Origin of the sequence: Bosea vaviloviae (assembly GCF_001741865.1) — a bacterium.
In the GTDB taxonomy this organism is placed as follows: Bacteria; Pseudomonadota; Alphaproteobacteria; order Rhizobiales; family Beijerinckiaceae; genus Allobosea; species Allobosea vaviloviae.
This window is the reverse complement of sequence record NZ_CP017147.1, coordinates 1,626,363-1,651,931: the sequence shown is the minus strand read 5'-3', so window position 1 is coordinate 1,651,931 and position 25,569 is coordinate 1,626,363. Positions and strand designations below refer to the sequence as shown.

26 protein-coding genes and 1 tRNA gene are annotated in these 25,569 nt (G+C 64.7%); 8 read left to right on the top strand and 19 right to left on the bottom strand.

Annotated features, from left to right (window positions below; translation table 11 throughout):
- Nucleotides 1–2: 2 nt before the first annotated feature.
- Nucleotides 3–611, bottom strand: a complete 609-nt coding sequence (locus BHK69_RS07745; protein ID WP_069689590.1) for a 2-hydroxychromene-2-carboxylate isomerase — start codon at nt 609–611, stop codon at nt 3–5.
- A 254-nt stretch (nt 612–865) separates the two neighbouring features.
- Here BHK69_RS07745 and BHK69_RS07740 point away from each other — a divergent pair, with 254 nt between their 5' ends.
- Together BHK69_RS07740 and BHK69_RS07735 are read left to right on the top strand one after the other, a co-directional pair.
- The gene (locus tag BHK69_RS07740; protein WP_069689589.1) at nt 866–2,098 is read left to right on the top strand and encodes an argininosuccinate synthase; all 1,233 of its coding nucleotides are present in this window, start codon (nt 866–868) and stop codon (nt 2,096–2,098) included.
- Between the two features lie 151 nt (nt 2,099–2,249).
- Nucleotides 2,250–2,624 (top strand): hypothetical protein, encoded by a 375-nt coding sequence (locus BHK69_RS07735; protein WP_083269182.1) that lies wholly within the window; start codon nt 2,250–2,252, stop codon nt 2,622–2,624.
- A gap of 91 nt (nt 2,625–2,715) precedes the next feature.
- Here BHK69_RS07735 and BHK69_RS07730 read toward each other — a convergent pair whose 3' ends face one another.
- The 7 genes from BHK69_RS07730 to BHK69_RS07700 form a co-directional block, all read right to left on the bottom strand.
- Nucleotides 2,716–2,961: a DUF2188 domain-containing protein gene (locus BHK69_RS07730; RefSeq protein WP_069689588.1), complete on the bottom strand. Its 246-nt coding sequence runs from the start codon at nt 2,959–2,961 to the stop codon at nt 2,716–2,718.
- Between the two features lie 66 nt (nt 2,962–3,027).
- Nucleotides 3,028–3,861: an enoyl-ACP reductase FabI gene (fabI, locus tag BHK69_RS07725; RefSeq protein WP_069689587.1), complete on the bottom strand. Its 834-nt coding sequence runs from the start codon at nt 3,859–3,861 to the stop codon at nt 3,028–3,030.
- A 147-nt stretch (nt 3,862–4,008) separates the two neighbouring features.
- On the bottom strand, nt 4,009–4,281 hold the full coding sequence (locus BHK69_RS07720; RefSeq protein ID WP_069689586.1) for a DUF3303 domain-containing protein: 273 nt from the start codon (nt 4,279–4,281) through the stop codon (nt 4,009–4,011).
- 6 nt (nt 4,282–4,287) lie between these two features.
- Nucleotides 4,288–5,514, bottom strand: a complete 1,227-nt coding sequence (fabB, locus tag BHK69_RS07715; protein WP_069689585.1) for a beta-ketoacyl-ACP synthase I — start codon at nt 5,512–5,514, stop codon at nt 4,288–4,290.
- Nucleotides 5,515–5,746: 232 nt separating this feature from the next.
- Nucleotides 5,747–6,259, bottom strand: a complete 513-nt coding sequence (fabA, locus tag BHK69_RS07710) for a 3-hydroxyacyl-[acyl-carrier-protein] dehydratase FabA (RefSeq protein ID WP_069689584.1) — start codon at nt 6,257–6,259, stop codon at nt 5,747–5,749.
- A 120-nt stretch (nt 6,260–6,379) separates the two neighbouring features.
- Nucleotides 6,380–7,018: a LysE family translocator gene (locus BHK69_RS31315; RefSeq protein WP_083269181.1), complete on the bottom strand. Its 639-nt coding sequence runs from the start codon at nt 7,016–7,018 to the stop codon at nt 6,380–6,382.
- Nucleotides 7,018–7,296: a LysE family transporter gene (locus tag BHK69_RS07700; RefSeq protein ID WP_069689582.1), complete on the bottom strand. Its 279-nt coding sequence runs from the start codon at nt 7,294–7,296 to the stop codon at nt 7,018–7,020. Before BHK69_RS07700 ends, BHK69_RS31315 begins: the two co-directional genes overlap by 1 nt.
- 310 nt (nt 7,297–7,606) lie before the next feature.
- Between BHK69_RS07700 and irrA the strand changes: the two genes are divergently transcribed.
- Nucleotides 7,607–8,071, top strand: coding sequence for an iron response transcriptional regulator IrrA (gene irrA / locus BHK69_RS07695; protein WP_069689581.1), 465 nt, complete (start codon nt 7,607–7,609; stop codon nt 8,069–8,071).
- Nucleotides 8,072–8,481: 410 nt separating this feature from the next.
- On the opposite strand, the gene BHK69_RS07690 is transcribed toward irrA, so the two are convergent.
- Nucleotides 8,482–9,018, bottom strand: a complete 537-nt coding sequence (locus BHK69_RS07690; RefSeq protein ID WP_069689580.1) for an SH3 domain-containing protein — start codon at nt 9,016–9,018, stop codon at nt 8,482–8,484.
- Between the two features lie 201 nt (nt 9,019–9,219).
- Between BHK69_RS07690 and BHK69_RS07685 the strand changes: the two genes are divergently transcribed.
- Nucleotides 9,220–10,215 (top strand): 2-hydroxyacid dehydrogenase, encoded by a 996-nt coding sequence (locus tag BHK69_RS07685; RefSeq protein WP_069689579.1) that lies wholly within the window; start codon nt 9,220–9,222, stop codon nt 10,213–10,215.
- Nucleotides 10,216–10,254: 39 nt separating this feature from the next.
- Here the strand turns inward: BHK69_RS07685 and BHK69_RS07680 are convergent, their stop codons facing one another.
- Both BHK69_RS07680 and BHK69_RS07675 read right to left on the bottom strand, forming a co-directional pair.
- Nucleotides 10,255–10,935 carry an HAD family hydrolase gene (locus BHK69_RS07680; protein WP_069689578.1) on the bottom strand — a complete coding sequence of 227 codons (681 nt, stop codon included), beginning with the start codon at nt 10,933–10,935 and terminating at the stop codon, nt 10,255–10,257.
- A 14-nt stretch (nt 10,936–10,949) separates the two neighbouring features.
- Nucleotides 10,950–11,960, bottom strand: coding sequence for a complex I NDUFA9 subunit family protein (locus BHK69_RS07675; RefSeq protein ID WP_069693463.1), 1,011 nt, complete (start codon nt 11,958–11,960; stop codon nt 10,950–10,952).
- Nucleotides 11,961–11,974: 14 nt separating this feature from the next.
- Between BHK69_RS07675 and BHK69_RS07670 the strand changes: the two genes are divergently transcribed.
- The 3 genes from BHK69_RS07670 (at nt 11,975) to BHK69_RS07660 (ending at nt 14,690) form a co-directional block, all read left to right on the top strand.
- Entirely contained in the window at nt 11,975–12,346 is a 372-nt protein-coding gene (locus BHK69_RS07670; RefSeq protein WP_069689577.1) for a hypothetical protein, read from the top strand.
- A 45-nt stretch (nt 12,347–12,391) separates the two neighbouring features.
- A complete protein-coding gene (locus BHK69_RS07665) occupies nt 12,392–14,491 on the top strand; it encodes a methyl-accepting chemotaxis protein (protein ID WP_069689576.1) in 2,100 nt (699 codons plus the stop codon).
- A 112-nt stretch (nt 14,492–14,603) separates the two neighbouring features.
- A tRNA-Leu gene (locus BHK69_RS07660) sits at nt 14,604–14,690 on the top strand.
- 305 nt (nt 14,691–14,995) lie between these two features.
- On the opposite strand, the gene BHK69_RS07655 is transcribed toward BHK69_RS07660, so the two are convergent.
- The 7 genes from BHK69_RS07655 to BHK69_RS07625 all read right to left on the bottom strand — a co-directional run bounded on the left by BHK69_RS07655 (nt 14,996) and on the right by BHK69_RS07625 (nt 23,350).
- Nucleotides 14,996–15,502, bottom strand: coding sequence for a DsrE family protein (locus BHK69_RS07655; RefSeq protein ID WP_425285551.1), 507 nt, complete (start codon nt 15,500–15,502; stop codon nt 14,996–14,998).
- 25 nt (nt 15,503–15,527) lie between these two features.
- Nucleotides 15,528–16,115, bottom strand: a complete 588-nt coding sequence (locus BHK69_RS07650; protein ID WP_083269178.1) for a hypothetical protein — start codon at nt 16,113–16,115, stop codon at nt 15,528–15,530.
- 8 nt (nt 16,116–16,123) lie between these two features.
- Entirely contained in the window at nt 16,124–17,164 is a 1,041-nt protein-coding gene (locus BHK69_RS07645; protein ID WP_148663347.1) for a TAXI family TRAP transporter solute-binding subunit, read from the bottom strand.
- Nucleotides 17,165–17,222: 58 nt separating this feature from the next.
- On the bottom strand, nt 17,223–19,223 hold the full coding sequence (locus BHK69_RS07640; protein ID WP_148663346.1) for a coiled-coil domain-containing protein: 2,001 nt from the start codon (nt 19,221–19,223) through the stop codon (nt 17,223–17,225).
- A 435-nt stretch (nt 19,224–19,658) separates the two neighbouring features.
- Nucleotides 19,659–20,879, bottom strand: coding sequence for a cytochrome c (locus BHK69_RS07635; RefSeq protein ID WP_069689573.1), 1,221 nt, complete (start codon nt 20,877–20,879; stop codon nt 19,659–19,661).
- Nucleotides 20,876–22,639, bottom strand: coding sequence for a GMC family oxidoreductase (locus BHK69_RS07630; protein ID WP_069689572.1), 1,764 nt, complete (start codon nt 22,637–22,639; stop codon nt 20,876–20,878). The genes BHK69_RS07635 and BHK69_RS07630 overlap by 4 nt, the downstream gene beginning before the upstream one ends.
- Before the next feature lie 18 nt (nt 22,640–22,657).
- Nucleotides 22,658–23,350 (bottom strand): gluconate 2-dehydrogenase subunit 3 family protein, encoded by a 693-nt coding sequence (locus BHK69_RS07625; protein WP_244548433.1) that lies wholly within the window; start codon nt 23,348–23,350, stop codon nt 22,658–22,660.
- Nucleotides 23,351–23,741: 391 nt separating this feature from the next.
- Here BHK69_RS07625 and BHK69_RS07620 point away from each other — a divergent pair, with 391 nt between their 5' ends.
- A complete protein-coding gene (locus tag BHK69_RS07620) occupies nt 23,742–24,218 on the top strand; it encodes a cupin domain-containing protein (RefSeq protein WP_244548432.1) in 477 nt (158 codons plus the stop codon).
- A gap of 473 nt (nt 24,219–24,691) precedes the next feature.
- On the opposite strand, the gene BHK69_RS07615 is transcribed toward BHK69_RS07620, so the two are convergent.
- Nucleotides 24,692–25,498, bottom strand: a complete 807-nt coding sequence (locus tag BHK69_RS07615; protein WP_083269177.1) for a TetR/AcrR family transcriptional regulator — start codon at nt 25,496–25,498, stop codon at nt 24,692–24,694.
- Nucleotides 25,499–25,569: the final 71 nt, after the last annotated feature.

Here is a 25,569-nt window from a genome sequence, read left to right as displayed (position 1 = left end):
GCTCAGCACCCATCCTTGGCCCAGTCGAGCGCTTCCTCGAGCCGGTCGTCGCCCCAGAACAGTTCCCCATCCTCGGTGACGAAGGTCGGCGCCCCGAAAATGCCGATCGACTTGGCGTATTCAGTCTCGGCCTTGAGGCGGCCCTTGACCTCCTCGCTGCGGGAGGCCGCGTAGGCGACGCCGGGATCGGCCCCCGCCGCCTTGAGCGCCGCGTTGAGCACGGCCTCTTCGGCAATGTTCCGGCCCTCGCAGAACTGCGCCCGGAACAACGCTTTCGAGAAGGCCGGCATCCAGCCGGCTTCGCGACCGGCCAGCGCGAGACGGGCAGCGATCAGCGAATTCTGCGGGAAGGTCTCGGGCCGCACGAAGCTGAGCCCGCTGCGGCCGCCGCGACGCGCCATGTCGCGCCACATATAGCGGCCCTTATTGGGGAACAGATTGAACGGTGACGTCGTCCAGCCTTGCGCAGCGAAGATCGGCCCGAGCAGAAAGGGGCGCCAGCGCAATGCCACGCCGGCCTCCTCCGCCAGAGCCTCGATCCGCAACGCACTCAAGCAGGAATAGGTCGATGCAAACTCGTACCAGAAGTCCAGAACAGGACGCTTCGGCATTCAGCCTCCAAGTCGATGATCTAGGTTGAAATCGCGCGTCCGGAGCTTCGGCTTCCAGACATCCAACTGCAAGGGCAGCCGGTGCGGTCTGTCGCTCGCGATGGGCGTCATCAACACCGATCCATCACGGGAAGACGCGGGATCGATCAGAAGGTTCCGATTGCTTCGCCGCTGAGGCTGCGATAGTGCGCCATTGCGTTCAAAACGCGGCCCGACGGGACGCGGGAGCGCGGCAGCAACAGGAAGATTGCCCGATGTCCGATAAAAGCGTGAAGAAGGTCGTTCTCGCCTATTCCGGCGGCCTTGACACCTCGATCATCCTGAAATGGCTGCAGACCACGTACTCGTGCGAGGTCGTGACCTTCACCGCCGATCTCGGCCAGGGCGAGGAACTGGGACCGGCGCGCGACAAAGCGCTGCTGCTCGGCATCAAGCCCGAGAACATCTTCATCGAGGATCTGCGCGAGGAATTCGTGCGCGACTACGTCTTCCCGATGTTCCGCGCCAATGCCGCCTATGAGGGCGTCTATCTGCTGGGAACCTCGATCGCGCGCCCGCTGATCGCCAAGAAGCTGATCGAGATCGCCGAGAAGCTCGGCGCCGACGCGGTCTCCCATGGCGCGACCGGCAAGGGCAACGACCAGGTCCGCTTCGAATTGACCGCCTATGCGCTCAAGCCCGACGTCGTGGTGATCGCGCCCTGGCGCGAATGGGACATGCGCTCGCGCGAGCAGCTCATCGCCTTCGCCGAGCAGCACCAGATTCCGATCGCCAAGGACAAGCGCGGCGAGGCGCCGTTCTCGGTCGACGCCAACCTGCTGCACGCCTCCTCGGAAGGAAAAGTGCTGGAGGACCCGGCACAGGAAGTGCCGGACTACGTCTATTCCCGCACGATCTCGCCGGAGGACGCGCCGGACAAGCCGACCGTGATCTCGATCGAGTTCGAGAAGGGCGATGCCGTCGGCATCGACGGCGAGAAGCTCTCGCCCGCGACGCTGCTCGCCAGGCTCAACGATCTCGGCCGCGACAACGGCATCGGCCGGCTCGACCTGGTCGAGAACCGCTTCGTCGGCATGAAATCGCGCGGCATGTACGAGACGCCCGGCGGCACGATCCTGGCCGTCGCGCATCGCGCCATCGAATCGATCACGCTCGATCGCGGCGCGGCTCATCTCAAGGACCAGATCATGCCGCAATATGCGGAGCTGATCTATAATGGCTTCTGGTTCTCGCCGGAGCGCGAGATGCTGCAGGCGCTGATCGACAAGAGCCAGGAATTCGTTGCCGGCTCGGTGCGCCTCAAGCTCTATAAGGGCGGCGTGCATGTGATCGGCCGCTCCAGCCCCTATTCGCTCTACGACCAGGATCTCGTCACCTTCGAGGAAGGCGCCGTCGCCTATGACCACCGCGACGCGGCGGGCTTCATCAAGCTGAACGCACTGCGGCTGCGCACGCTCGGCCAGCGCAAGAAGAAGCTGGGGCTGTAAGGGCGCCTGAGATTCACAAAGTACAGCCTCTTCGTCATGCTCGCCCTTGTGGCGAGCATCCACGTCGGCCTCAACGCTCGACAATCGAAGACGTATTTGAACCACCGCCTCATTCGCGCGTTCAGCTTGCACCCTCCCCCGAGTGCACCTCATGACGCGCCTGACTGTCCCTGCCCTGCTGATCGCGGCGTGTCTCGCCGCGCCGGCGCTCGCCCAGACCGCACCGACCGCCGGACCAACCTCCGGCACGCCGCCGGAGAAGCCGGCCTCGGCCGAGATCGCCGCCTGCAAGACGACGGCGCTTCACACGATCTCGGCCAAGGATCCGGAGATCAAGGACATCTATATCGACGAGGACGGGGTGACGATCGCCACCGCCGAAACCAAGGTCGAGGACACGCCGATCACGCGCATCATCATGGGCGAGGCCTATCTGCGCACCGATCGATCGGACAAGCCGCGCCGCTTCCTCTGCCTGCTCGGCGAGAAGGGCAAGGTGCTGCTGACCTTCTTCACGGCGCGGTAAGCCCCGAACGTGGCCGCAAAGTCGGCGCGCTAGAGCGTTTTCAAGCGAAGCACAGGTTCGCCTGAAAACGCGTTAAAACAAAGATCTAGAGCTATTTCTGGTCGATGACCCTGGTCAAGGGCCTGTCCTTCCCGTCGGCGAGTTCCTCGTGCCAGGCGCCGTCCTTGTCCTGATAGACGATGCCGTCGGTCGTGCCGGCCAGGGTCTGCCGCGCCGCCGCGCTCGTCGCGGCCTTGAGAGCGGCATCATGCGTGCGAAACGTCTCGGACAAGGCGTCGCCGACCTTGTAGGCCCAGCCGCCATCATGCTCGACAACTTCATATCTGACCGTGACCATCGCGCGTCTCCTGTTTCGACAAGTGAACTGCGGTCCGTCGTTCCTGTTCCTAGCAGCCGCCTACCTCTACTCGCCCGCTGCGCTATCGGCAGCGCGCAGGCCGTCCAGCACCGGCATCGAGGTGATGTTGTAGCCGGCATCGACATGGTGGATGTCGCCGGTCACACCGCCGGAGAGATCCGAAAGGTAATATAGCGCCGAGCCGCCGATCTCCTCCAGCGAAACCGACTTGCGCAAAGGCGAGTTGGCGCGCTGCCAGGAATACATGGCGCGTGCATCCGAAATGCCGGCGCCGGCCAGCGTCCGCACCGGCCCGGGCGAGAGCGCGTTCACGCGGATGCCCTTGGGCCCGTAATCGGCCGCGAGATAGCGCATGCTGGCCTCCAGCGCGGCCTTGGCGACGCCCATGACATTGTAGTTCGGCATCACCCGGGTCGAGCCGCCATAGGTCAGCGTGATCATGCTGCCGCCCTTGGGCATGCGCTGCGCCGCGCGCTTGGCGACCTCGGTGAAGGAGAAGCAGGAGATCACCATGGTGCGCGAGAAATTCTCGCGGCTGGTATCGGCATAAAGCCCCTTCAATTCGTTCTTGTCGGAGAAGCCGATGGCATGGACGACGAAGTCCAGCGTGTTGCGCTCCGGATCGCCGCCCCAGGCTTCATCGAGTGCGGCGAAGGTCGCATCGACCGTGGCGATGTCCTCGACATCGCAGGGCAGGACGAGCTTCGAGCCGATGCTGTCCGCCAGCGGCTTGACCCGCTTGCCGAGCGCATCGCCCTGATAGGTGAAGGCCATCTGCGCGCCATGCGCGTGCAAGCTGCGCGCGATGCCCCAGGCGATCGAGTTCTGGTTGGCGACACCCATGACGAGGCCGCGCTTGTTGTGCATGAGGGGGAGCATGGGGATATCCCGAGAGGTCAGCGTCGAGGACTTGTCAAACGGCAGTCGGCAGTCGGCAGTCGGCAGTCGGCAGTCGGCAGTCGGCAGTCGGCAGTATCAGTCAAAGCGCTTCAATGAATACGCAAGCGCCCGAGGCGGGCGTCAGCACTATAAATGCTTCTTCACCGCCGCTGCGGTGTCCTTGGACGAGGCCAGCGGCACGATCTCGAAGCGGGCGAGATCGGCCCATTCCAGCACCCATTCCTGCAGCAGCGTGACGTCGTCGCATGCCATGATCTGGAAGCAACGGGCGAAGTCGGCCGAGATCCAGCTGTCGACATAGGTCAGGCCTTCGGGCGCTAAGCGGCCGCGCTCGTGAAAGCGGGCATAGATCTCTTTCACCCGCGCCTGGTCGAAATGCTCGATCACCATGAAGAGCATGGGGCGTTACGCCTCCAGCTTCTTCATCACGATCGTGGCGTTGGTGCCGCCAAACCCGAAGGAATTCGACAGCACGCAGCCGAGGCCGGCATTGTCGATGCGCTTGCGCACGATCGGCATGTCGGCGAAGGCGGGGTCGAGCTCCTCGATATGGGCGCTCTCGCAGATGAAGTCGTTGTTCAGCATCAAGAGCGAGTAGATCGCCTCCTGGACGCCGGTTGCACCGAGCGAATGGCCGGTCAGCGACTTGGTCGCCGAGATCGGCGGGCTCTTCTCGCCGGCGCCGAAGACCTCGCGGATCGCCTCGATCTCCTTGGCGTCGCCGACCGGGGTCGAGGTGCCGTGCGGGTTGATGTAGTCGACCTTGGCCTTGACGGTTTCCAGCGCCATCCTCATGCAGCGCACCGCGCCCTCGCCGGACGGGGCGACCATGTCGTAGCCGTCTGAGGTCGCGCCATAGCCGACGATCTCGCCATAGATCTTGGCGCCGCGCGCCCTGGCATGCTCCAGCTCCTCCAGCACGACGACGCCGGCGCCGCCGGCGATGACGAAACCATCGCGCTTGACGTCATAGGCGCGCGAGGCACGCGACGGCGTCTCGTTGAAGTCCGACGACATCGCGCCCATCGCGTCGAAGAGCACGGACAAGGTCCAGTCGAGCTCCTCGCAGCCGCCGGCGAAGATGACGTCCTGCTTGCCCCACTGGATCAATTCATAGGCATTGCCGATGCAGTGATTGGAGGTCGCGCAGGCCGAGGAGATCGAATAATTCACGCCCTTGATCTTGAACCAGGTCGCGAGCGTGGCCGAGGCGGTCGAGGACATGCCCTTGGGCACGGCGAAGGGGCCGACCTTCTTGGAGGAGCCGCTCTCGCGCGCCTTGTCATAGGCGTCGATCAGCGCGCGCGTCGAGGGACCGCCAGAGCCCATGATGATGCCGGTGCGCTCATGGCTGATTTCGGGCGTCTCGAGGCCCGAATCGAGGATCGCCTGCTCCATGGCGACCTGGTTCCAGGCCGAGCCGCCGCCATGGAAGCGCATGGCGCGCCGGTCGAGCACGCTCGCCGGATCGAGCGTCGGCACGCCACCGACGCGGCTGCGGAAGCCGTGCTCGGCAAAGTCCGGCACGAAGGAGATGCCCGATTTGGCCTCGTGCAGCGAGGACAGCACTTCCTGCGTATTGTTGCCGATGGACGAGACAATGCCCATCCCGGTGACCACAACGCGTCTCATGCTCGCTTCTCCAGCTCGATATCTCATGCGGCCGGCGCTCCAGGGCCCCGGCTCTTTTCTGTCGTCACCGCGCAAATGGACCGCGTGGCTGGCACGCGCAAGGCTGCGCGACGCTTTTCCTAGAGCAGGATGCGGAAAAGTGGGAACCGGTTTTCCGCGCCGACGATGCTCGCAGCTTAAAAGTACGGCCAGTCGCATCGGGCCATCGGCCCGATGCGACTGGCCTACGCAGCTACGCGGCTTCGGGCTTGAACAGGCCGACGCGCATGTCGCTGACCGTGTAGATTCGCTTGCCGTCGGCCTCCAGCCAGCCATCGGCGATGCCGAGCACGAGCTTCGATTTGAAGACGCGCTTGAACTCGACGCCATAGACCACCTGCTTGACTGATGGCAGCACCTGGTCGGCGAACTTGACCTCGCCGACGCCCAGCGCCCGGCCCCGGCCAGGCAGGCCGAGCCAACCCAGGAAGAAGCCGGTGAGCTGCCAGAGCGCATCCAGGCCAAGACAGCCCGGCATCACCGGATCGCCCTTGAAATGGCAGTCGAAGAACCAGAGGTCGGGGCGCACATCGAGTTCGGCGCGCACCAGGCCCTTGCCGTTGGGGCCGCCGGTTTCACTGATCTCGACGATGCGGTCGACCATCAGCATGGGCGGCAGCGGCAATTGCGCATTGCCGGGCCCGAACAGCTCCCCGCGACCGCAGGCGAGGATCTCCTCGTAGCTGAATGACGATTGCCGCTCCATTCGCGTTCCGCTCCGTTCCGTTCCGGCTGCCAGGGCCGGCGGTTCATCTGATCTCGCGCCGTGCCTAACACGGCGCTGCGCGGGAACGAAAGGGCGCAGGCGCAGCGATTCCGGCAAAGATCAGAGGTGGCGCCAACCTTCGAAGGCCGTGATGGCCGCCACCAGCACCAACAAAACCCCGACCGCCCGGCCGATCAGGAGCGTCGCATTGGGGTGTGCCGCAAGGGCCGTGCGCCCTCCGCCGGCCACGACAGCCAGGCAACCATAGACCAACGCCTGCGTCAGCGCGATGATCAGGCTCAAAATGGCCGCCTGGAGCCAGATCCGCCCCGCTTCGGGCTTCAGAAACTGCGGAAACACCGCAAGCATGAACAGATATGCCTTTGGATTCAGCAGGTTGGTCAGCGCCCCCTGGCTGAAGATCATCCAGGCTGTCCGCCGCTCGGCAAGCTCGACCCTGCCCAGCGCGGCGCCATTCCGGAACAGACAAAAGCCCGGCCAGGCAACATAGAGGTTGTTAGGGACTCTGGGGCTGATTTGACGCAGGCGATTTTGCGCCAATGCCAGGAGTTCGAGGACGCAAAGAGTTCGAGGACGCAAACCTTCCGGTTTGCTACGAAGAACGACGCCGCAGTCGCGCAAAAGCGCCGCGCCCCGCAGGGTGAGGTGAAAACGACGGAGCTGCAGCGTCGCATCGCTTGCCGATACCGATGGTATCGCCGCGCAATGCTCCTCCCATCTCCGGCGTTTTGACCTCATCAGATCAACCCCAGAGTCCCTGACAACCTCTCGGCAGCGCCGAGCAACAGCATGATGTTGAAGGCGGCAGGCACGAGTTGCAGCACGATGCCGACGCCGAGCACGCCGATGACGACGTGGCCGATTCCCGCCGCGATGACACCGCCTGTCGCGAAGAATCCGCCGCGGCGTCCCCCAGTGAGCGAATTCGCCAGCACGAACGCCATATCCATGCCCGGCACGATGACGATGCCGAGAACGAGCGAGAAAAACAGCCAGAGATAGTTCGTATCGGACATGGCGCCGCTCCTAGAGCAGGATGCGGAAAAGTGGGAACCGGTTTTTCGCATTGATCCTGCTCTCACTCCTTGATGAGAGACGGATTCAGATTTCAGACGGAGACACTTTGTGACTCCGTCTGAAATCATCCGGCTCTAGTGGACCGGAGCATTGCGACAGCGTGCCTCACGAAGCGGTCAGGAGGCGCGCGCCATCCGGAAAACGGCCCTCAAGCTTGCGGGGCACGGGCTGAAGCCTTACATCTATTGTAATCTATTCGCGACGCGCCATCCGCGTCAGCCAACCCCTGTGAAGAGGCCCGCCCAAGGCATGACCGATCTGATTTCCCAGGACCAGGGCTACGGATCGAGCGCGCGACAAGGCTGCCCGTTCCATGATGTGCGCCAGCGCCTGCGGCGCGTCGGCTTGCGTCCGACCCGCCAGCGCGTCTCGCTTGGCTGGCTCCTGTTTGCCAAGGGCGACCGGCATGTCAGCGCCGAGATGCTCTATGAGGAGGCGATGAAGGCCCGCGTGCCGGTTTCACTCGCCACCGTCTACAACACGCTGCACCAGTTCACCCAGGCCGGCCTGCTGCGCGAACTCGCGATCGACGGCGCCAAGACCTATTTCGACACCGACAACAGCGAGCACCATCACTTCGTGGTGGATGGCGAGAACACGGTGATCGACATCCCGGCCTCGGCGGTGGACGTCGCCGAACTGCCGGAGCCGCCCGAGGGTTACGAGATCGCCCGGGTCGATGTCGTGGTGCGCCTGCGCAAGATCGCCAACTGAGCAGTAGCTCCCCGCCTAGCAAGGCAAGAGCACGGGGAACCCTTCTCCTGCATCGAAGTCGGGTTTACCCGACTTCGACACGCTGAGTGCTGAACTCGGGCAGGCCCGAGTTCAGTGAGAATGGCAGGGATGAGGTGTCGGCCCCTCGACCAGTTGGTGACGACCTTGCCGTCATTGCGAGCGCAGCGAAGCAATCCAGGAAACGTAGAGCGAGCCCTCCTGAATTGCTTCGCTGCGCTCGCAATGACGATGGAGCGGCGGTTGAGTTCCAGCCGAAACGTCAAACGGCCGACACCTCACCCTGCCCTCTCCTTACAGGAGAGGGTTCCCCGCGCTTGTCGCGGCAAGCAAGAAGGGCGCCTCCGACATCGTGGCGATGTCGAGATTCGCGCGCCTGCGCCTGCAGCCCCCTAGTCGATTTTCTCGTTGGGGTAGACGCCCCAGAGCCGATCCTGGCGCAGATAGCCTTCGACCTTGCCGATGCCGACACGGCACCAGGTATTGGCGCAGCTCGCGACATTGGTGATGACGCCGGACTGAAGCTGCGCCACCACGGCCGACTTCTCATCGGCGGAGGCGCGCAAGGTGAAGGTCTCGTCCTTGGCCTTCGACCACGGCGCGACGAGCGCGGTGCGGCGGCCGGACAGCAGGCTGTGCAGGACCCAGCCCTCGGAGCCGTCGGCGTCGCGCACGCGCCGCCAGGTTTCGAATTCGGCGACGATCTCGACCGGCAGACCGGCGCGCTGATAGACCCAGCGCGTGCGATGTTCCTTGGAGGGGCCCTCGCGCAGATTCACTCGGTCCGACTTCAGGCTGACATAGCGCGGCACCGGCAAACCCGTGACCGAGCCCGCCTGCGTATCCTGGGCCAGCGCGACAGAGCCCCCGCTCATGGCCGCGAACATCGCAAGGCCAAGCCAAACACCGCGCACCGACAAACCCAGCATCCGTCCAATCTCCGTCCCACAACAAGACCGACGCGCCGGACACATCCGGCGAAGGGCCATGTTGTCATCCGCCGCGCCGCCACTTAGACAACGAGGCGAGCACGCGCGGTCACGCCACCCCTCATTCCTGAAGCCCTGCGGTTAATGGCGGGTTGAGGCCAAAAGGCGGCGAAGCACCGGCAAGCGTTGGAGGAGGCGTCCATGACGAAGAAAAAGCCGCTGGTCGTCGTGACACGCAAGCTTCCTGCCGTGGTCGAAACACGCATGCGCGAGCTGTTCGACGCCCGCCTCAATATCGACGACACCCCGATGAGCCAGGCCGCTTTGGTCGAAGCGGTCAAGACCGCCGATGTGCTGGTGCCGACCGTGACCGACAGGATCGACGCCGGGATCATCGCCCAGGCCGGCGACCAGCTCAGGCTGATCGCGAATTTCGGCAACGGCGTCGATAATATCGACGTGACCAGCGCGGTGCAGCGCGGCATCACCGTGACCAACACGCCGGGCGTACTGACTGACGACACCGCCGACATGACGATCGCGCTGATTCTCGCCGTGGCGCGGCGCATCAGTGAGGGCGCGCGCGTCATCCCCGACGACGAATGGGCCGGCTGGTCGCCGACCTGGATGCTCGGCCGCCGCATCACCGGCAAGCGGCTCGGCATCGTCGGCATGGGCCGCATCGGCCAGGCGGTCGCGCGCCGCGCCGCCGCCTTCGGCCTCTCGATCCATTATCATAACCGCCGCCGCCTCGACGCCCGCGTCGAGGAGAAGCTCGACGCGACCTATTGGGATTCGCTCGACCAGATGCTGGCGCGGATGGACATCGTCTCGGTCAACTGCCCGCATACGCCGGCGACTTACCATCTGCTCTCGGCCCGCCGCTTGAAGCTGATGAAGCCCGACGCGATCCTGGTGAACACGGCGCGCGGCGAGATCGTCGATGAGACCGCGCTGGCGCGCATGCTGGAAGCCGGAGAGCTCGCCGGGGCGGGGCTCGACGTCTTCGAGAGCGAGCCTGCGGTCAATCCGCGCCTGCTCAGGCTCGCCCGCCAGCACCGCATCGTGGTGCTGCCCCATATGGGCTCGGCCACGCATGAGGGCCGCGCCGATATGGGCGAGAAGGTCATCGTCAACATCAAGACCTTCATGGATGGGCACAAGCCACCGGACCGCGTCCTGCCGAGCATGCTGTAAAACGGCCGGCGACAGGCCTCGCCACTTGCGCGCGTGGTCTCAGGCCGCGGCAGGCGCGCCGAGGCCAGCCACGACATCGGGCCAGATCCCGAAATCGTCGATGACCTGCACGGCGCCGGCTTCGCTCAGGCGGGCCGCGCTACGCTGCTTGTCGTGCGAGACGCCGGTGAAGCCGATGACGGTCATCTCGGCGGCGCGCGCCGCCAGCACGCCCGGCACGGAATCCTCGATCACGAGGCAATTGCGCGGCGCAACCCCCATCTGATCGCTCGCGAACAGGAAAACATCGGGATGAGGCTTGCCGCGGGCGACCTGCGAAGCCGAGAAGATATGAGGGTCGAACAGATCGACGAGACCGGCAATGCCGAGATTGCGCCGCAACGGGACCAGGCTCGTCGACGACGCGACGCAACGCAGGCCGGCAATCGCGCCGACCGCCTCGCGCACGCCCGGCAGGGCGCGCACTTCGTTCTGAAGCCGCAACGCGACGGCCTCCTCGATCCTTGTCTCGAAATCGGCCGGCAGCGGGCGGCCATGCGCGGCCTCGATGATCCTGACGCCGTCCGACCACGGGATGCCGACGATCTGGTCGACATAATGGTCGAGCGTCCACTCCGTCAGGCCGAGCGCATGGCAGGCAGCGAGGCTGACCTCGCCATAGAGCGTCTCGGTATCGATGAGCGTGCCGTCGCAGTCATAGATGATCAGATCGAAACCCATCGTCGTGATCAGCTTCAGCCTGCCTGCGCCGCATCGAACTGGCCGGTCTTGCGGAAGCGCCAGAGATAGGACGGCACCACGGCCTCGACGGAACTCGGCGCGATGCCGAGGCCCGCGAAATCGCGCCCCTCTTCCTTTGCCGCATGGGAGACGACATTGTCGCTCTCCAGCAGCGCGACCTGATCGCGGGTCAGCTTCAGTTCGTTCGGCAAGAGCCCGAGCGTCAGCATGTCGACGATCTCGATGATGCGCGCCTGCAGCCGCGCCAGCGGGAATGGCAGCGAGACCAAGAGACGCTTGCGGCCGGTGACCTCGCAGATATAGGCGACGAGCTCCCTGAAGCTCTTCACCTCGGGCCCGCCCAATTCGTAGATGCGCCCGCCAGCGACCGCACCGTCGACGGCCAGCGCGATCGCTTCCGCGACATCGCCGACGAAGGCCGGCTGGAATTTCGTCTCGCCACCGCCGACCAGCGGCAGCACGGGCAACATCCGGGCGAGCGCGGCGAAGCGGTTGAAGAAACCATCCTCGGGTCCGAACATGATCGAAGGCCGCAGCACGACCGCGCCAGGCACGAGCGCAAGGACGGCAGCCTCACCCTCGGCCTTGCTGCGGCCATAGCTCGACTTCGAATCCTTGCTGGCGCCGATCGCCGAAATCTGGACCAGCCGCGGGACGCCCAACGCCGCGCAAGCCTGGGCGACGGCGCGTGCGCCATTGGCATGGACGCCGGCGAAGCTCTGGCGGCCGCTCTCCTGCAGGATGCCGACCAGGTTGACGACGGCGTCCGCCCCCTTGATCGCAGCCGCGACAGAATCGGGATAGCGCAGATTGGCCTGGACGCCATGGATCTGGCCGACGGTGCCGAGCGGCTGCAGGAAGCCGGCGAGATCGGGCCGGCGCACCGCGACGCGCACGCGATAGCCGCGCTTGACGAGGGCGCGCACGACATGGCGCCCGACGAAACCCGAACCGCCGAAGACCGTGACGAGCTGCTGGCTCGGAGGGGACAGATCGTTCGCCATGCTCGTCATGCCTCATGCGCGTTGGTTGGAACGCTCCTAAAGCATTTCGCCCCGATCTGGAAAGGCGGTTTGGGACGCAGCCTGCAGGAATCGAGCGCGAAGGAATCGAGTGCGACAAGAGAATCGAGCCCGACAAGGGCATCGAGCCCGACAAGGGCATCGAGCCCGACAAGGGCATCGAGCCCGACAAGGGCCTGGACGAGCTCTGCGGAGGCAACGGCTGGAGCTTGAAACACCTCGCAGCGCCCGGGCCGGCGCGCTCGAACCGTCCTCACGAAATCGCTGCCCCGTCGAGGGCAGGCGACGCCTTGAAAATGGGCATATTTCTGGCTTTTTTGTTCCTTTCTGGGGGCAAGATTAACTCGGCCTTCAATTACCCCCGCTAAAACACACGAAATTTGTCGATATTGCGCGATCGGCCAGGGGATAAGATGAAATCAATTCGTGTCAAAATTCTCGGTCTGATCGGCATTGTCGCCTTCGGCGCCATCATCGCGCTGGGCAGCGCGCTCATCGCGATTTCCAGCCTTGAGACGATGAATCAGCGCGTCTCCCGCCAGAATGACACGATGCTGGCGACGGAGCGGCTCAATGTCGCGATCAACCAGCTCAGTGAGGATTCCCGGCTGGCCTATATGTCGCGCAACCCCCATGAGGCGAAGCTCGCCGCCACGGCCATGGAGAAGGGGCTGGGCAAGGTCGACGACCGGCTCAAGATTCTCCTGAAGACCATTCCCGAGACCGAGCGATCGCGGACAGAGAAGATCAGCAAGCTGATCGAGGACTTCGTCGCCAACCGGGTCGAGACGATACGCCTGGTCCAGGAGGTCTCCGGGCGGGCCGCCGACGCCTGGGGCAATGGCGAGGCCAGCCGGCGCAACCGCGCGGCCCTGATGGAGGAACTGGCTACGTTCAGCCAAGCCAATGAGGAAACCAGCGGCGCCATCGAGGCCGCGACAGGGGCTTTCGCCTCGAAACTGCGCATCATCCTGCCCGTCGCCCTGCTTCTGCTGCTGGGCGTTTCGATCGCCGGCGCCCTGGCCTTTTCGCGGCGCGCCATCATCAAGCCGCTGATCGATCTCAGCGGGGTGATGGATCGGTTGACGCAAGGCGAAACCAAGATCGACGTGCCCCATGTCGCACGCCAGGACGAAGTCGGTACCATGGCGCGCGCCGTCTCGGTGCTGCGCGAGAGCACGGAGAAGGTCGCCCTGTTCCAGGAGCAGGAGCGCGAATTGGCCGCAGCACGGCTGCGGGCGGCGGAATCGATGGCCTCCGTCGTCACGGATGTCGGCGAGGTCGTGGCGGCTGCGGCGTCGGGCGATTTCTCGGCGCGGCTGCAGGTCGAGCATGCCGATGAGCAGATGCAGAAGCTCGTCGCCGGCATCAACGAGATCAATGCCGTGGTCGACAGCGCCACATCCGAATTCGCCGCCGCCTTGCAGGCAGTGGCGGGCGGGGACCTGACCTCCCGGATCGAGACCGCCTATCGCGGCAAGTTCGCCGAGCTCAAGGGCGCGATCAACGAGACGGTCGACCGCCTGTCCTCGACGGTGCGCACGATCCAGACGACCTCGGCCGATGTGGGCTTGGCCGCCCGCGAGATCACCATGGGCGCCGATGATCTGTCCAAGCGCACGGAAGAGCAGGCGAGCTCGCTGGAGGAGACCGCGGCCACGACCGAGGAGCTCGCAGCCTCGGTGAAGGCCTCGGCCCAGGCCTCGAAGAACGCCGCCGCGATCGCGACAGAGGCGATGCAGGCAGCCCAGTCGGGCGGCGTGATCGCCGGCCAGGCGGTCGACGCCATGGCGCGGATCGAGAGCGCCTCGCAGAAGATCTCCGACATCATCCGGGTGATCGACGACATCGCCTTCCAGACCAATCTGCTGGCGCTGAATGCGGCGGTGGAAGCGGCGCGTGCCGGCGATGCCGGCAAGGGTTTCGCGGTGGTGGCAAGCGAGGTGCGCACGCTGGCGCAGCGCTCGGGCGCCGCCGCCAAGGACATCTCCGGGCTGATCTCCTCGTCCAATGCCGAGGTCGGCACTGGCGTCACGCTGGTGCGTCAGGCCGGCGACGCCCTGACCCAGATCCTGGCGGCCTCGCAAAAGGTCGCGGCCACCATCGCCGAGATCTCGGCGGCCTCGGGCGAACAGGCCAACGGCATCGACGAGATGAGCCAGGCTGTCGCCCATCTCGACGAGATGACGCAGGCCAATGCAGCGCTCGCCGAACAGAGCGCGGCCTCGGCCGGTTCGCTCTCGGGCCGCATCGTCCAGCTCAACGACCTCGTCGCCGCCTTCAGGACGGGCCCTGAGGGCGCCACCGCCTCATCAGCCAGCTACGCCCCGGCTCCAGTCAGGGCGGCCCCGGCCGGTCATGGCTCCGAGCCCGCGCGCCTGCGCAAGCTCGCCGAGGCCGCCTTCGGGCAATCCCGGGCGGCGACGCCGGCCCACGCCCCGGCGCGGGCCTCCGCCCCGGCCAAGCGCGCCGTCAACGGCCGCGCCAACGATGCCGGATGGGAGGAGTTCTGAGCGGCGAAACCGCGCCCTCAGGCCCCGCCCAAACTCTTCCGTCAACGAAACGACATGAATGTCGATCTATGCGTTGACAGGACCATCCGGCCCCCGTAAACGAACCGCCGTTGCCCAGGTGGCGGAATTGGTAGACGCACCAGCTTCAGGTGCTGGCGCTCGCAAGGGCGTGGAGGTTCGAGTCCTCTCCTGGGCACCACTCTTTCTCTCAAGCAGGAGAAAGAGTCATGATCTCGCAAGGCCTTACGGCGCATTCGCCCCTCACCGGGCGCATTCACCTCCACCCCTTGCGATGATCCATCCCTTCACTACCAAGTAGGGATTTCTCCGGCTCGATCGTCGTGCGCTGGCGCAGGCTGCGCGAGGTCGTGCGGCCGGGCCGAGGCACGATACGCCGGCCCCGATCGCTACGCCTTCAAGCAACCAGATCGACGCGTTTTAGTCGCGCCACCCTAGCTGCCCCTCATGCAATGCCGACCCTGCCGGGCGGCATGCATGCGCTGATCACGGCCTGACATAGGTCCAGCCTCGCTCCTGCAATTCCATCACATGGACGACGCCGGATTTCACCACCGTCGCCTCGGGAATAAGGGAAATGTCCTTATTCTCCGCCTTGCTCATATTGCCCTGGGTATTGCCGCAGGCTTTGAAGGAGATCCCCGGAGTGCTCGCCGCGATTGCCTTGATGCGCGCTTTCACCGGTGACGTGTCATCGCGCAGCATGTTCAGGCCGGGCCCGAAGGTCACGATTTCGATCTCCACTTTCTCGCCGCGCTCCTGATAGTACTGCGCGACGTTGGTCGCGTTGTTGAGCGCTAGATTCATCGTCCCGGGTTCATTCGTATTCACCTGCAGGACGAGCCGGTGCGCCTTCTTTTCAACAGCAGGTCGCTTGGAGGTTTGCGCCGAGGTTTGCTTGACGTCCTCCGCTGCCACGGGCGCAAAGGTGATGAAGAACGCGACACCAGCCACCAGGGTGGAGCCGACAACGTCTCTAAAGCTGATCATCATTGTCTTTCGCCCATGAGTTTGAGGATTATTCGGGACGCGGCTTGGCGGCATGGCGTGGCCAGCTGCAGGCGACAGCCAGCTTGCTGCGCACCGCCTTGAGGCCGCTAAGGGAGAAATGCCCTTCATGGACGGCGCCGGATCGCGCGGAGAGGCGGATCGCCAGCGCGCCCTCTTCGGGGAGCGACTGCAGCAAACTCACGACATCGCCCCTGAACGCGATGCCTGTCCCAAGCGAAGCCCTGCCGGCTGCAGCCCGCACGGGCTGGCCGCTATTGAGGCGGTAGGACAGCTCGTAATCCGTACCGCTGCTGGCGAGGGCCGGCCCCCCGACCACCATCTCCGTCCGGCCGCCACGGCAGAGAACGGCGAGCCGCGCCAGGGACGTACCGGCGTTGTCGCGGGACAACGCGGTGGCAGTGACGATCGGCGTATAATCCACCGGTGAGGTCGTCTCGCTGATGACCCAGTCGTCGCCGGCTCGCGGAAGCTTATCCAAGCAGACCACCCGCTCCGCCTGCTCGAGCTGCGAGCAGGCGCGAGACCGGGTCATGGGATCGGCAGCGCTCTGGGCGAGCGCGGTCTGGCTCACCGCCGCGAACGCGACTGTCACCATGATCACTCTCACCGTAACGCTCGCGGAGCGGACCCCTGGCGAGCGAGCCACTCCTGCGCCGCCGCAAAACGGTCCAGACCGGGGACCGTGGCGGCGAGGTTGATCGACTTCCATTTCTCGTCGAAGCCCGGCCCCTGGAGCTTCTCGATACGGCTGAACAGGAGGTCGACGAAGCGGGCGACGCGATCGTAACGGTTGGTCTGTGGGGCCCAATTGAAAGCAACCAGAACCGTCGGCACCGCAATCGTCGCCACCCTCTCATTGGGCTTGATGAGGCCGGGATATTCGCGGGCCTCCAGCACGGCCGGAAGATAGTAGTCCTCGAACTTGCTCTCGTATTGGACCGCAAGAAACTTGAAGCCGGGCTCGAAGCGTCCGCGCACGAAGGCATCGACAGGCTTGGACGTGATGAAAACAACGGCGGCGATCTCACCCTTGCGCATCTGCTCGAGCGCAACCGGATGAGGAATGAACATTTTCTCAGCATTGATGCCGAGGCGGCTGAAGATCATGGGCCCGGAATAGGCGGCAGCCGTGCCCAGTGTGTTGAAGTTCACCTTCTTGCCGTTCAGGTCCTGCAGGGTCTGTATCTCGGGCCGGACGAGGATATGCAGTTCCGAGGGGAAGAGATTCAGCAGGTAAGTGATCTTGCGCCGGATCTGGGGGACCTGGATCCTGTACTCTTCCAGCGCATCGGAGTTGATGATCGCCGTATCGACACCACGCAGATAAAGCAGCGCGTTCAGGTTTTCCGTGGCGCCCCGGGTGACGATCGGCAGCAGGAGCATATTCGACCCGTCATCGACGACGCGGGCCATCTCGGCCCCGAGACGCAGCGGCGCACCCTCGATCAACCCCGCGGCAAGGCCGACCGTCCATGTATTGATCTTCTCCTGCTCCGTCGCGGGCGCACGTCCGCGCAACGGCACGGCAATATTGCCGGTGTTCGCCTGGGGCGTCTGCGCCTGCAGGCCGGTTGGCTGGAGCGTCGGCGCAAGCGCAGTCAACGCGGCCAGCAGGAGCCAGAACCGTCCCGGCGAGATGTTCATTTCCAAACCCTCTTTCGAGCATGAAACCCAAAGGCGGGAGCATCGCCTTCGTCGGGCGTTACTGGAGCAGCGCGCCGACGCGATCCCTTGCCTCCTGAATGCCGCCGGCCTGCGCCTTCGCGTAGAGCTCGCGGGCCCTCGTCACTTCGCCGCGCGTGCCATAGGTTCCCCAGGCTGAAAGAATGCGGGGATCGTAGGTCTCCGCGAGCATGAAGCTCGCTCGTGCGCTGCCCATCTCGATCGCGCGCTCGAGCACGATCCGCGCGGAGCCGATATCCCCCTGACCAAGCAGTGCACTGGCGCGTGCGATCAACCGTATCGCCTCCTGGCTGACATGCGCCTCCGCGACCGCCGGCTGCTCGGCCCCGACGACCGCCACTTCCGGCGGATGCCGGGTATCCTGACTGATCGCCAAGGGTTCGGTCGCTGCAGGCCCGAAAACGCCAGATCGCGCCACTCTCGATTCCGAGGTCATTGCCGCGGCGCGATCGCGCTCTTGCGGCAGGGTTTGGCGCAGTTCCGCGATTGTCGTCTCTGCTGCCTGCCTGGACTGGCCGGCTTCGTCCTGCGCCTTGCGCAGCTGCGCCTCCAGCGCCTCGCTGTCTTGCCGCGCCGTCGACACTTGGTTGGCCAGCGCGACACCACGTGCGCGTTCCTCCTCAAGCGCTTGACGTTGCTCTGCCCTGGTTGCCGTCAGCGCCAGTCGCGCAGCTTCAACCTCGGTGAGAGCAGCCACCTTCTGTTGCTCCAGCTGGAGAATTTGCGCATTCCTCGCCGTTTCCGCCTGCTTGAGCTGTGCGGTTTCGCTGACTGCCTTGCGCAGTTGCGCCGCCAGCGCCTCGCTGTCCTGGCGCGCGGCCGCAACCTGGTTCGCCAGCGCAGTGCCGCGCGCACGCTCCTGCTCGAGCGCTTGACGATGTTGCCGCGTTGCCGTGGCCAGCGCCTGCCGCGCGGCCTCCGCCTCGGTTGATAAAACGGCCGCCTTCTGCTGCTCCTGCTGGAGGAGCTGAGCACTCCTCACAGCCTCCGACTGCTTGAGCTGTGCGGTTTCGCCGACGACCTTGCGCAGCTGCGCCGCCAGTGCATCGGTCTCCTGTCGCGCCGCCAATAGCTGGTTTGCCAGCGCCGCGCCGCGTGCGCGTTCCTGCTCGAGCATTTGGCGTTGTTGCGCCGTGGCCGCGGTCAGCTCCCTGCGGGCGGCTTCAGCCTCAGTCAATGCTGCCGCCTTCTGCTGCTCCTGTTCGAGCGATTGTGCGGTTTTGGTGGCATCCGCCTGCTTGGATTGTCCGGCTTCGGCCAGCGCCTTGCGCAGCTGCGCCGCCAGCGCCTCGCCTTCCTGCCGCGACGCCAATAATTGGCTCGCCAGCGCGGCAGCGCTCGCGCGCTCCTGTTCGATCGCTTGATGGTGCTGCGCGCGGGTTGCGGTCAGTTCCTTTCGCGCGGCTTCGGCTTCCTGCACGAGGGCGGCCGTTCTCTCGCGCTCCTGTGCCAATGCATGGTCATTCTCGGTCGCTTGGGTGCGGAGCTGCGCGGTGAGGTTTTCGATTGCGCGCCGAGCCTCGGCAAGCTCCCGCGATAGTGTGACAGCCAGCTCTCCGTTCTGCGATCGCTGGATTGCGGGCTCCGGAGGCTCGGCAAGCCGTGGTAGGCGCCCCTGCGCGCCGGCGGCATCGGCATAGCTCGGAGAGAGCGCTGTATTCGAGACCTGGCTCGACGCCAAACCAGCCCGCGCAAACTGAGCAGGATTCGGTTGGTCCAGATCAGGGATCACAACGACAAGCAGGAGACCCACTGCGGCGACACCGCTCGCCAGCGCGATATAGCGGCGCCGACGTCTCGCACGCTCGGCCTGGGCGGATTTAGCGCGTTGATTGCTTCTCGCAGGAGATAACGCTCGGGTGCCAGTGGCTGCTGACACGTTAGTACGATCGGATTTGGCGGGCGGCTCTGCGCCGCCCCACTGACCAGTCCAGTGCGTGGCATCATATGGCTCGGTCGCGCCACCCTTTCCGATGACGATTTGCCGATCTTCTTGTGCGCTCTCTGTCACGTCGCGCATGGAACAGACGCCTGTTCAGTTGGCGGCACCACGCCCTAGCCGCGATCGAGATGACCCCCGTCCGGAGGAGAACAGAAGGCGGGCATAGGGGCAGGAGATCGCACTAACGGGGTACCCCGCCTATGCTGCGCGCGGCACCGTCACCGTCGATGGCAAGCTCGTCGACAAGCCGTTCTGGACCAGGCGCGGAAGATCCTGGCTGCCGGCACCCGCAGAACGGCCCCAGATAGAGCGTGATGACTTGACTCGGAAACACCACCGTCATTCCGGGGCGATCCGCAGGATCGAGCCCGGAACCCAGAGCCGATGTGGGTTCTCAATGATGCGCTCGCATGGCGAGCTTCGCTGATCGAGGGCATCGGTTCTGGGTTCCGGGCTCAGGCCTGCGGCCTGCCCCGGAATGACGGCGTGGTTCAGACCATGCTCATCAGACTTCTAGCGCGCGAGCTTCGTGCGCATGTCCTTGACCTGGGCCGGCGTCACCGCCGGGGCGGCGTTGCCCCAGCTGTTGCGGACATAGCTGAGAACGCTGGCGACCTCGGCGTCGCCCAGATTCCAGGCGAAGGACGGCATCGCCGGGGTCGTCGGCCTTGCCTTGGTCGTCCCGGCCTGGCTGCCCTCGAGCACGACGCGGATCAGGGAGGTCGGGTCATCGCCGTTGACCACCGGCGCCTTGGCCAGCTTCGGGAACAGGAAGGGCGCGCCCTCGCCCGAGCTGACATGGCAGGCCGAGCAGCGGTCGACGAAGATGGCCTTGCCGGCCAGCATCAGGGGGTCGCCGGCGTCGAGCGGCCGGGGCGGAGCGGTACCTGCGCCCTTGATGTCCTTGAGATAGGTCGCAACCGCGGTCAGATCGGCATCGGTCCAATATTGCGTCGAGTTCGCGACGACCTCGGACATCGGGCCAGACGCGATGTCGAAGCGGTTCGCACCGGTTTTCAGATAGGCGACGATATCCTCGGCCGCCCAGCCGCCGATGCCCTTATGGGCGTCATTGGTGATGTCGGGCGCGACCCAGCTCTGCAGGTTCCCGGCACGCAGGAACTGGTCGGTCTTGTCGGCACCGAGCAGGCTCTTGGGCGTATGGCAGGTGCCGCAATGCGCGGGTCCGTTGACGAGATAGGCGCCGCGATTCCATTCGGCTGATTTGGCCGGGTCGGGCTTGAACTCGCTGGGCGAGAAATTCAGCAGGTTCCAGCCGATCATCACCGTGCGGATGCTGAACGGAAAGGGCAATTGGTTCGAGACGACGCGGTTGCTGACCGGCTCGATCTTCTGGAAATAGGCCCAGAGATCGGCGATATCGGCCTCCGTCATCGCGGAATAGGCCGGATAGGGCATCGCCGGATAGAGCCGCTTGCCGCCCTTGCCGACGCCCTCCTTCAGCGCACCGCGAAAATCGGCATAGCTCCAATTGCCGATTCCGGTCTCGCGATCAGGCGTGATGTTCGATGGGATCAGCTTGCCGAAGGGCGTGTCGAGCGGCGCCCCGCCGGCAAAGGGCTGACCGCCGGGCTTGGTGTGGCAGGCGGCGCAATCGGCCAGGACGGCCTTGTAGCGACCCGCATTGATCCGGTCGAACAGGTCGGAAGCGAAGCCGCTCGCGCTGACGAGAGCGGCTGCGACGACGCCGGCGAGAAGCGCTGCCTTCTTCATGCCTGCACCAGCTTGCCGGGATTCTTTAGATAGTGGTTGCGGATCGCATCCGCAGCCCAGAAGGCGAGCGCGCCGACAGGGCCGGTCGGGTTCTTGCCGGCGTTCTGCGGGAAGGCCGAGGCGCCGACGACGAAGACATTGGGTACATCCCAGCTCTGCAGATGGCGGTTGACCGCGCTGGTGTTCGGATCCGTCCCCATGATCGCGCCGCCGGTGTTGTGCGTGCTCTGATAGGGCACGGAATTCCAGCCCTTGCGCGCCCGGCCGACCACCGCCTGCTTGCCACCGAGCGTGGTTGCGATCTGCTGCATGCGGTCGCTGACCCAGTTCGACATGCGGATGTCGTTATCGGGGAAATCGAAAGTGACGCGCAGCAAGGGCCGGCCGAAGCGGTCCTTATAGGTCGGGTCAAGGTCGAGATAATTGCCGCGCGCGGCGTAGGACGAGCCTTGCGAGCTGAAGGTCAGCGTATTGCCGTAATTCTGCTTGGCCGCCTTCTTCCAGGCGCTGCCCCAGCGCGGCGTGCCCGGCGGCGTCGGCCGGTAGGCGATCGGCCGGCCATTGGTCGGGATGCAGTTGATGCCGGCGCCACCGACGAAATCGAGAGCTGCGTGGTCGAAGGCATCGCCATTGTAGTCGTCGACCGTCTGGCCGAGCGCGCCCGCCGCGATGAAGGGGTTGAAGTTCTTGCCCTCGAAGAAGACCTGGGTCGAGGCATTGGTCTGATAGGCATAATTGCGCCCGACCGTGCCCGTGCCGGTCGCGGGGTCATAGGGCGTGCCGATCTTGGAGAGCAGCATCAAGCGGACATTGTGCAGGCCGTAGGCGTTGAGCAGCACGATATCGGCGGGCTGCTCGCAGAGTTCGCCGGTGACGTCGACATAGGTCACGCCCTTGGCCGTCTTGCCGTCGGATGCGAGATCGACCTTGAGCACCTCGCATTCCGTGCGCGCCTCGAAATTCGATTTGCGCATCAGCACCGGCAGGATCGTGGTGTGGGCGCTGGATTTCGAATAATTGGCGCAGCCGAAGCGCTCGCAGAAACCGCAGAAGGTGCACTGCCCCATCGCGATGCCGAGCGGATTGACATAGGCCTTGGAGAGATTGGCCGAAGGCGTCGGGAAGGGATGCAGGCCGATCGAGCGGGCGGCTTCCGCAAACAGCGTCGGCGCATAGGTCATCTGCATTGGCGGCAACGGATATTCCCGGCTGCGCGGCCCCTCGAAGGGATTGCCGCCGGCCTCGATCTTGCCGTTCAGATTGCCGGCCTTGCCGGAGATGCCGGCGAGATATTCGAAGCGGTCGAAGGAATTCTCCAGCTCGTCATAGCTGACGCCCCAATCCTGCACCGTCAGATCGGCGATGCGGCCTGCGCCATAGCGCTCGGTCAGATGCGTCTTCAGGACGAAATCGCTCGGGAAGAAGCGCCAGGTGTGACCGTTCCAATGCGTGCCCGCGCCGCCGACCCCGGTGCCCGGCAGAAAGGAGCCGTAATCGCGCATCGGCAGCGCCGTCTGCGAGATGTTGTTGCGCATCGTCATCGCTTCCTGCGCCGGCTGCAGGAACAGATCCTTGCGGATGGCGTAGCGCAATTCGTCAGGCGCATAGGCGACGTTGAAATCGGTCGCCGTATCGCGCCAGGGCCCGCGCTCGATCGCGACGACATCAAGCCCGGCATCGGTCAATTCATGCGCCAGGATCGCGCCCGTCCAACCGAGGCCGACGATGACGACATCCTTGCGGGGCAGTTTCCTCACCATCGTGCCTGATCCCGCCGGTTACTTGCTGCCGACCTTCCACTCCGGCCGCCCGGCGATCGAGAGCGGCGGCAGAGGGAAGGGCTGGTTATGGGCCGTGACGTAGTCGCGGTAATCGTAGCGGGCGCCGGGGAAGCCGAGCAGCTTCCAGCCCGCCATATCCTTGTTGCCGCCATAGATCGGGTCAGCGAAGAAGCCTTCCATCGTGTTCTGCAGCAGCAGGTTGAAGAAGCCGGCGGCGGCGGGATAGGCGACCTTGCCGGCGTCGAAATCGCCCAGCACCTTGTCCTGGTCGGTAGGGGCGAGATCGGCAAAAGCTTTGCCGGCGAATTGAGCCCGAACATGCTGCGCCAAGGCGGCAAGCCCGGCCCGGTAGCGCGCCACCGGCGCCTCGGCCCCCTGATAACCCTGCGTCGGCAGGCCGGGCAGGAACGGGCCTTGCGTATAAAGCCGCTCGGACGAGCCGTAGCTGCCGGCAAGCTGGCGATCGATGAAGGTCGCGCAACCCGCCTCCTTGCCGCCGATGCTGAGATCGTCTGCCGGGATCAGGCGATCGACGATGGCCTCGACCATGCGCGCCTCGTCAGGCGTGAAGACGTACCAGCGCCCTCCGGGCAGCGGCTGCGGCGGCAGCGCCGCGAACGGCTTCCAAGGCAAGGTTCCGGAGTGCTCGGCCGCCTTCGCGCCTGCGATGGAGGCGACGAGCAAGGTCATGCCTGTCGAAGAAAGAAAACCGCGGCGACTGGGGCGAAACGGTGTGGATCGTGTCATTCAGGCCTCGACTGTCCGCGTCGCTGGTCGGGCAAGCCGCAGCCATTGCAAGAGCAGGATGCGAAAAAGTGGGAACCGGTTTTTTGCATCGATCCTGCTCTCACTTTTAGATGAGAGCCGGATGATTTCAGATGGGATCACCTCGTGAGCTCATCTGAAATCATCCGGCTCGAGCGAGGCGAGGCTCTACTTTCGATTGAGAACAATCAATATCCAGCCAGAGCGATGCTGCCATCCCCCTGATGCATGGAACCGCCCAAGCAGGAGGTCGCAGCATGCCGGGCGCCCCTTCCATCGCTGCGCGTCATATGCTGAGAGATGAGGGGCGATCAGCTTGTCTCGACGCAACACCGGCCCGGCCCAAGGAATTGCGAACCAAGCAATTGCGAAGCAAGCCATCACGAAGGATGAAGGCATTCCGATGCAAGTTCTCGATCACAATACCCAGCCCCTGGAAAAGTGGCGTGACGGCGTGATGACCCTGATGCGGGCCTCGGCAACGGTGCAGAGCAAGCAATTATGCATCTTCGACCAGTTCTGCGACCCGGGGCTGGGCGCCCCGATGCATATTCATGCGGTCGAGGAGGTGCTCGAGGTTTATGAGGGTACGGCCGAGATCTACCTGCGCAATGAGAGCATGATCGTGACGGCCAATCAGTCTGTGCTGATCCCGGCCGGCGCCCGCCACGGCTTCAAGAATGTCGGCACCGGCATTCTGCGCGTGCGCGCAACCTTGGCCGCCGCCATTTTCGAGGCGTCCTATGACGACCGTAACGAATTGTCACGGCGTTACGTGCCGCAGGACGCATGACCCTTCCCGGCGAGAAATGACGCTTCCCCGCGCGGGAGCAGGGAAGCGCCCAGGCTACTTGCCTGCTCTTGATGCGGTGTCCTGGGTGAGCGGAACGATGAGGCGGTCGATATCGCCCGGCTCCGGGATGTGAATATACTCGATCGCGCGGACCGAGGCCTTGAGACCGCTCAGCACCGAGTCCGTGCCCGATGCGAAGACGATGACATCGGCATCGTCACGAGCCAGGGGTGCATCGCCTAGCCGGCTCCAGCCGAGCGCACCTTCGAGACATGAGGCGCGAAGCGCAGCACGCCCGCCCTCATGATCGGCAGGAATTCGGGAAACCGCGCCACAAGGAGCACGCGTGCCATCGGATCGATGGAGGCGAGCGCACGTCTGGTCTCTTCCGAAGGAATGAAGCGCCTTTTCATTGCAGCCGCGACGCCTCTTCCCTTCTCCCGGATGGGAGAAGGTGCCCCGCGCCCTTGCCGTTAATCTTGAGGTCTTGCCCCGACAAATTGGCGATCACCACCGGCGCGGGATTGTTGCGAGCGCCGGCTTGCTCCGTCGCGGCGCTCATAGCGCGCCAGAAAGAGCGCGATCCCCTCCTCGATCTGCTCCTCGATTTCGGCCTTCGGAGGCAGTTCCAGGGACAGCATCCCCCTGACGTCGAGATCGCCCCGGATGATGCTCAGGAATTGCCGGGCAGCCAGGCTTGGATTGGGGACATCGAGGAGAGCCTTTTCATCCGCCAGGGTGAAAAAGCGGGCGAGCCTTTCCGTCACCACCAGTGGCCCAGCCTCGAACACGACGCGACCGATGCCCGGAAAACGCGGGACCGCCCCGATAGCCGCGCGCCACAACCGCACGCATCGCGAGGCCGTGAAAATGTCGATGAAGTTCCGGGCGACGCGATTGAGCGCCGTCGGGACATCGTCAACCTCGACATCGGAGAGCCAGATCGTGTCGGTGATGCGCTTGGCTTCATCGGTCACAACGGCCTCGAACAAGGCTTCCTTATTGGCGAAATGAACATAGAGCGTCGCCTTGGAGACCCCGGAGACCCGCGTGACCATGTCCATGGTGACGGCGTCGAAGCCGTATTCGAGAAACAAATCGCACGCCGCGACCAGGATCTGCTCCACCTTCCGGCTGCGGCGATCGGGTCGCATCTCGACGTTTTTCATGCCACCTTCCGGCGGGTTGTTGTTGCGGGTTCCTGGCGTCACGCCGTTTTCGCCCTCTTTTTGAACTGTACCGTTTAGTTTCCTCTTGACTTCTGACAGAGCGCAAGGCATCCGTCAACGAAATAAACTGAACCGTTTAGTTTAGCAGGTATTCGATGGCACAGTCTCGACAAGACAGGCTA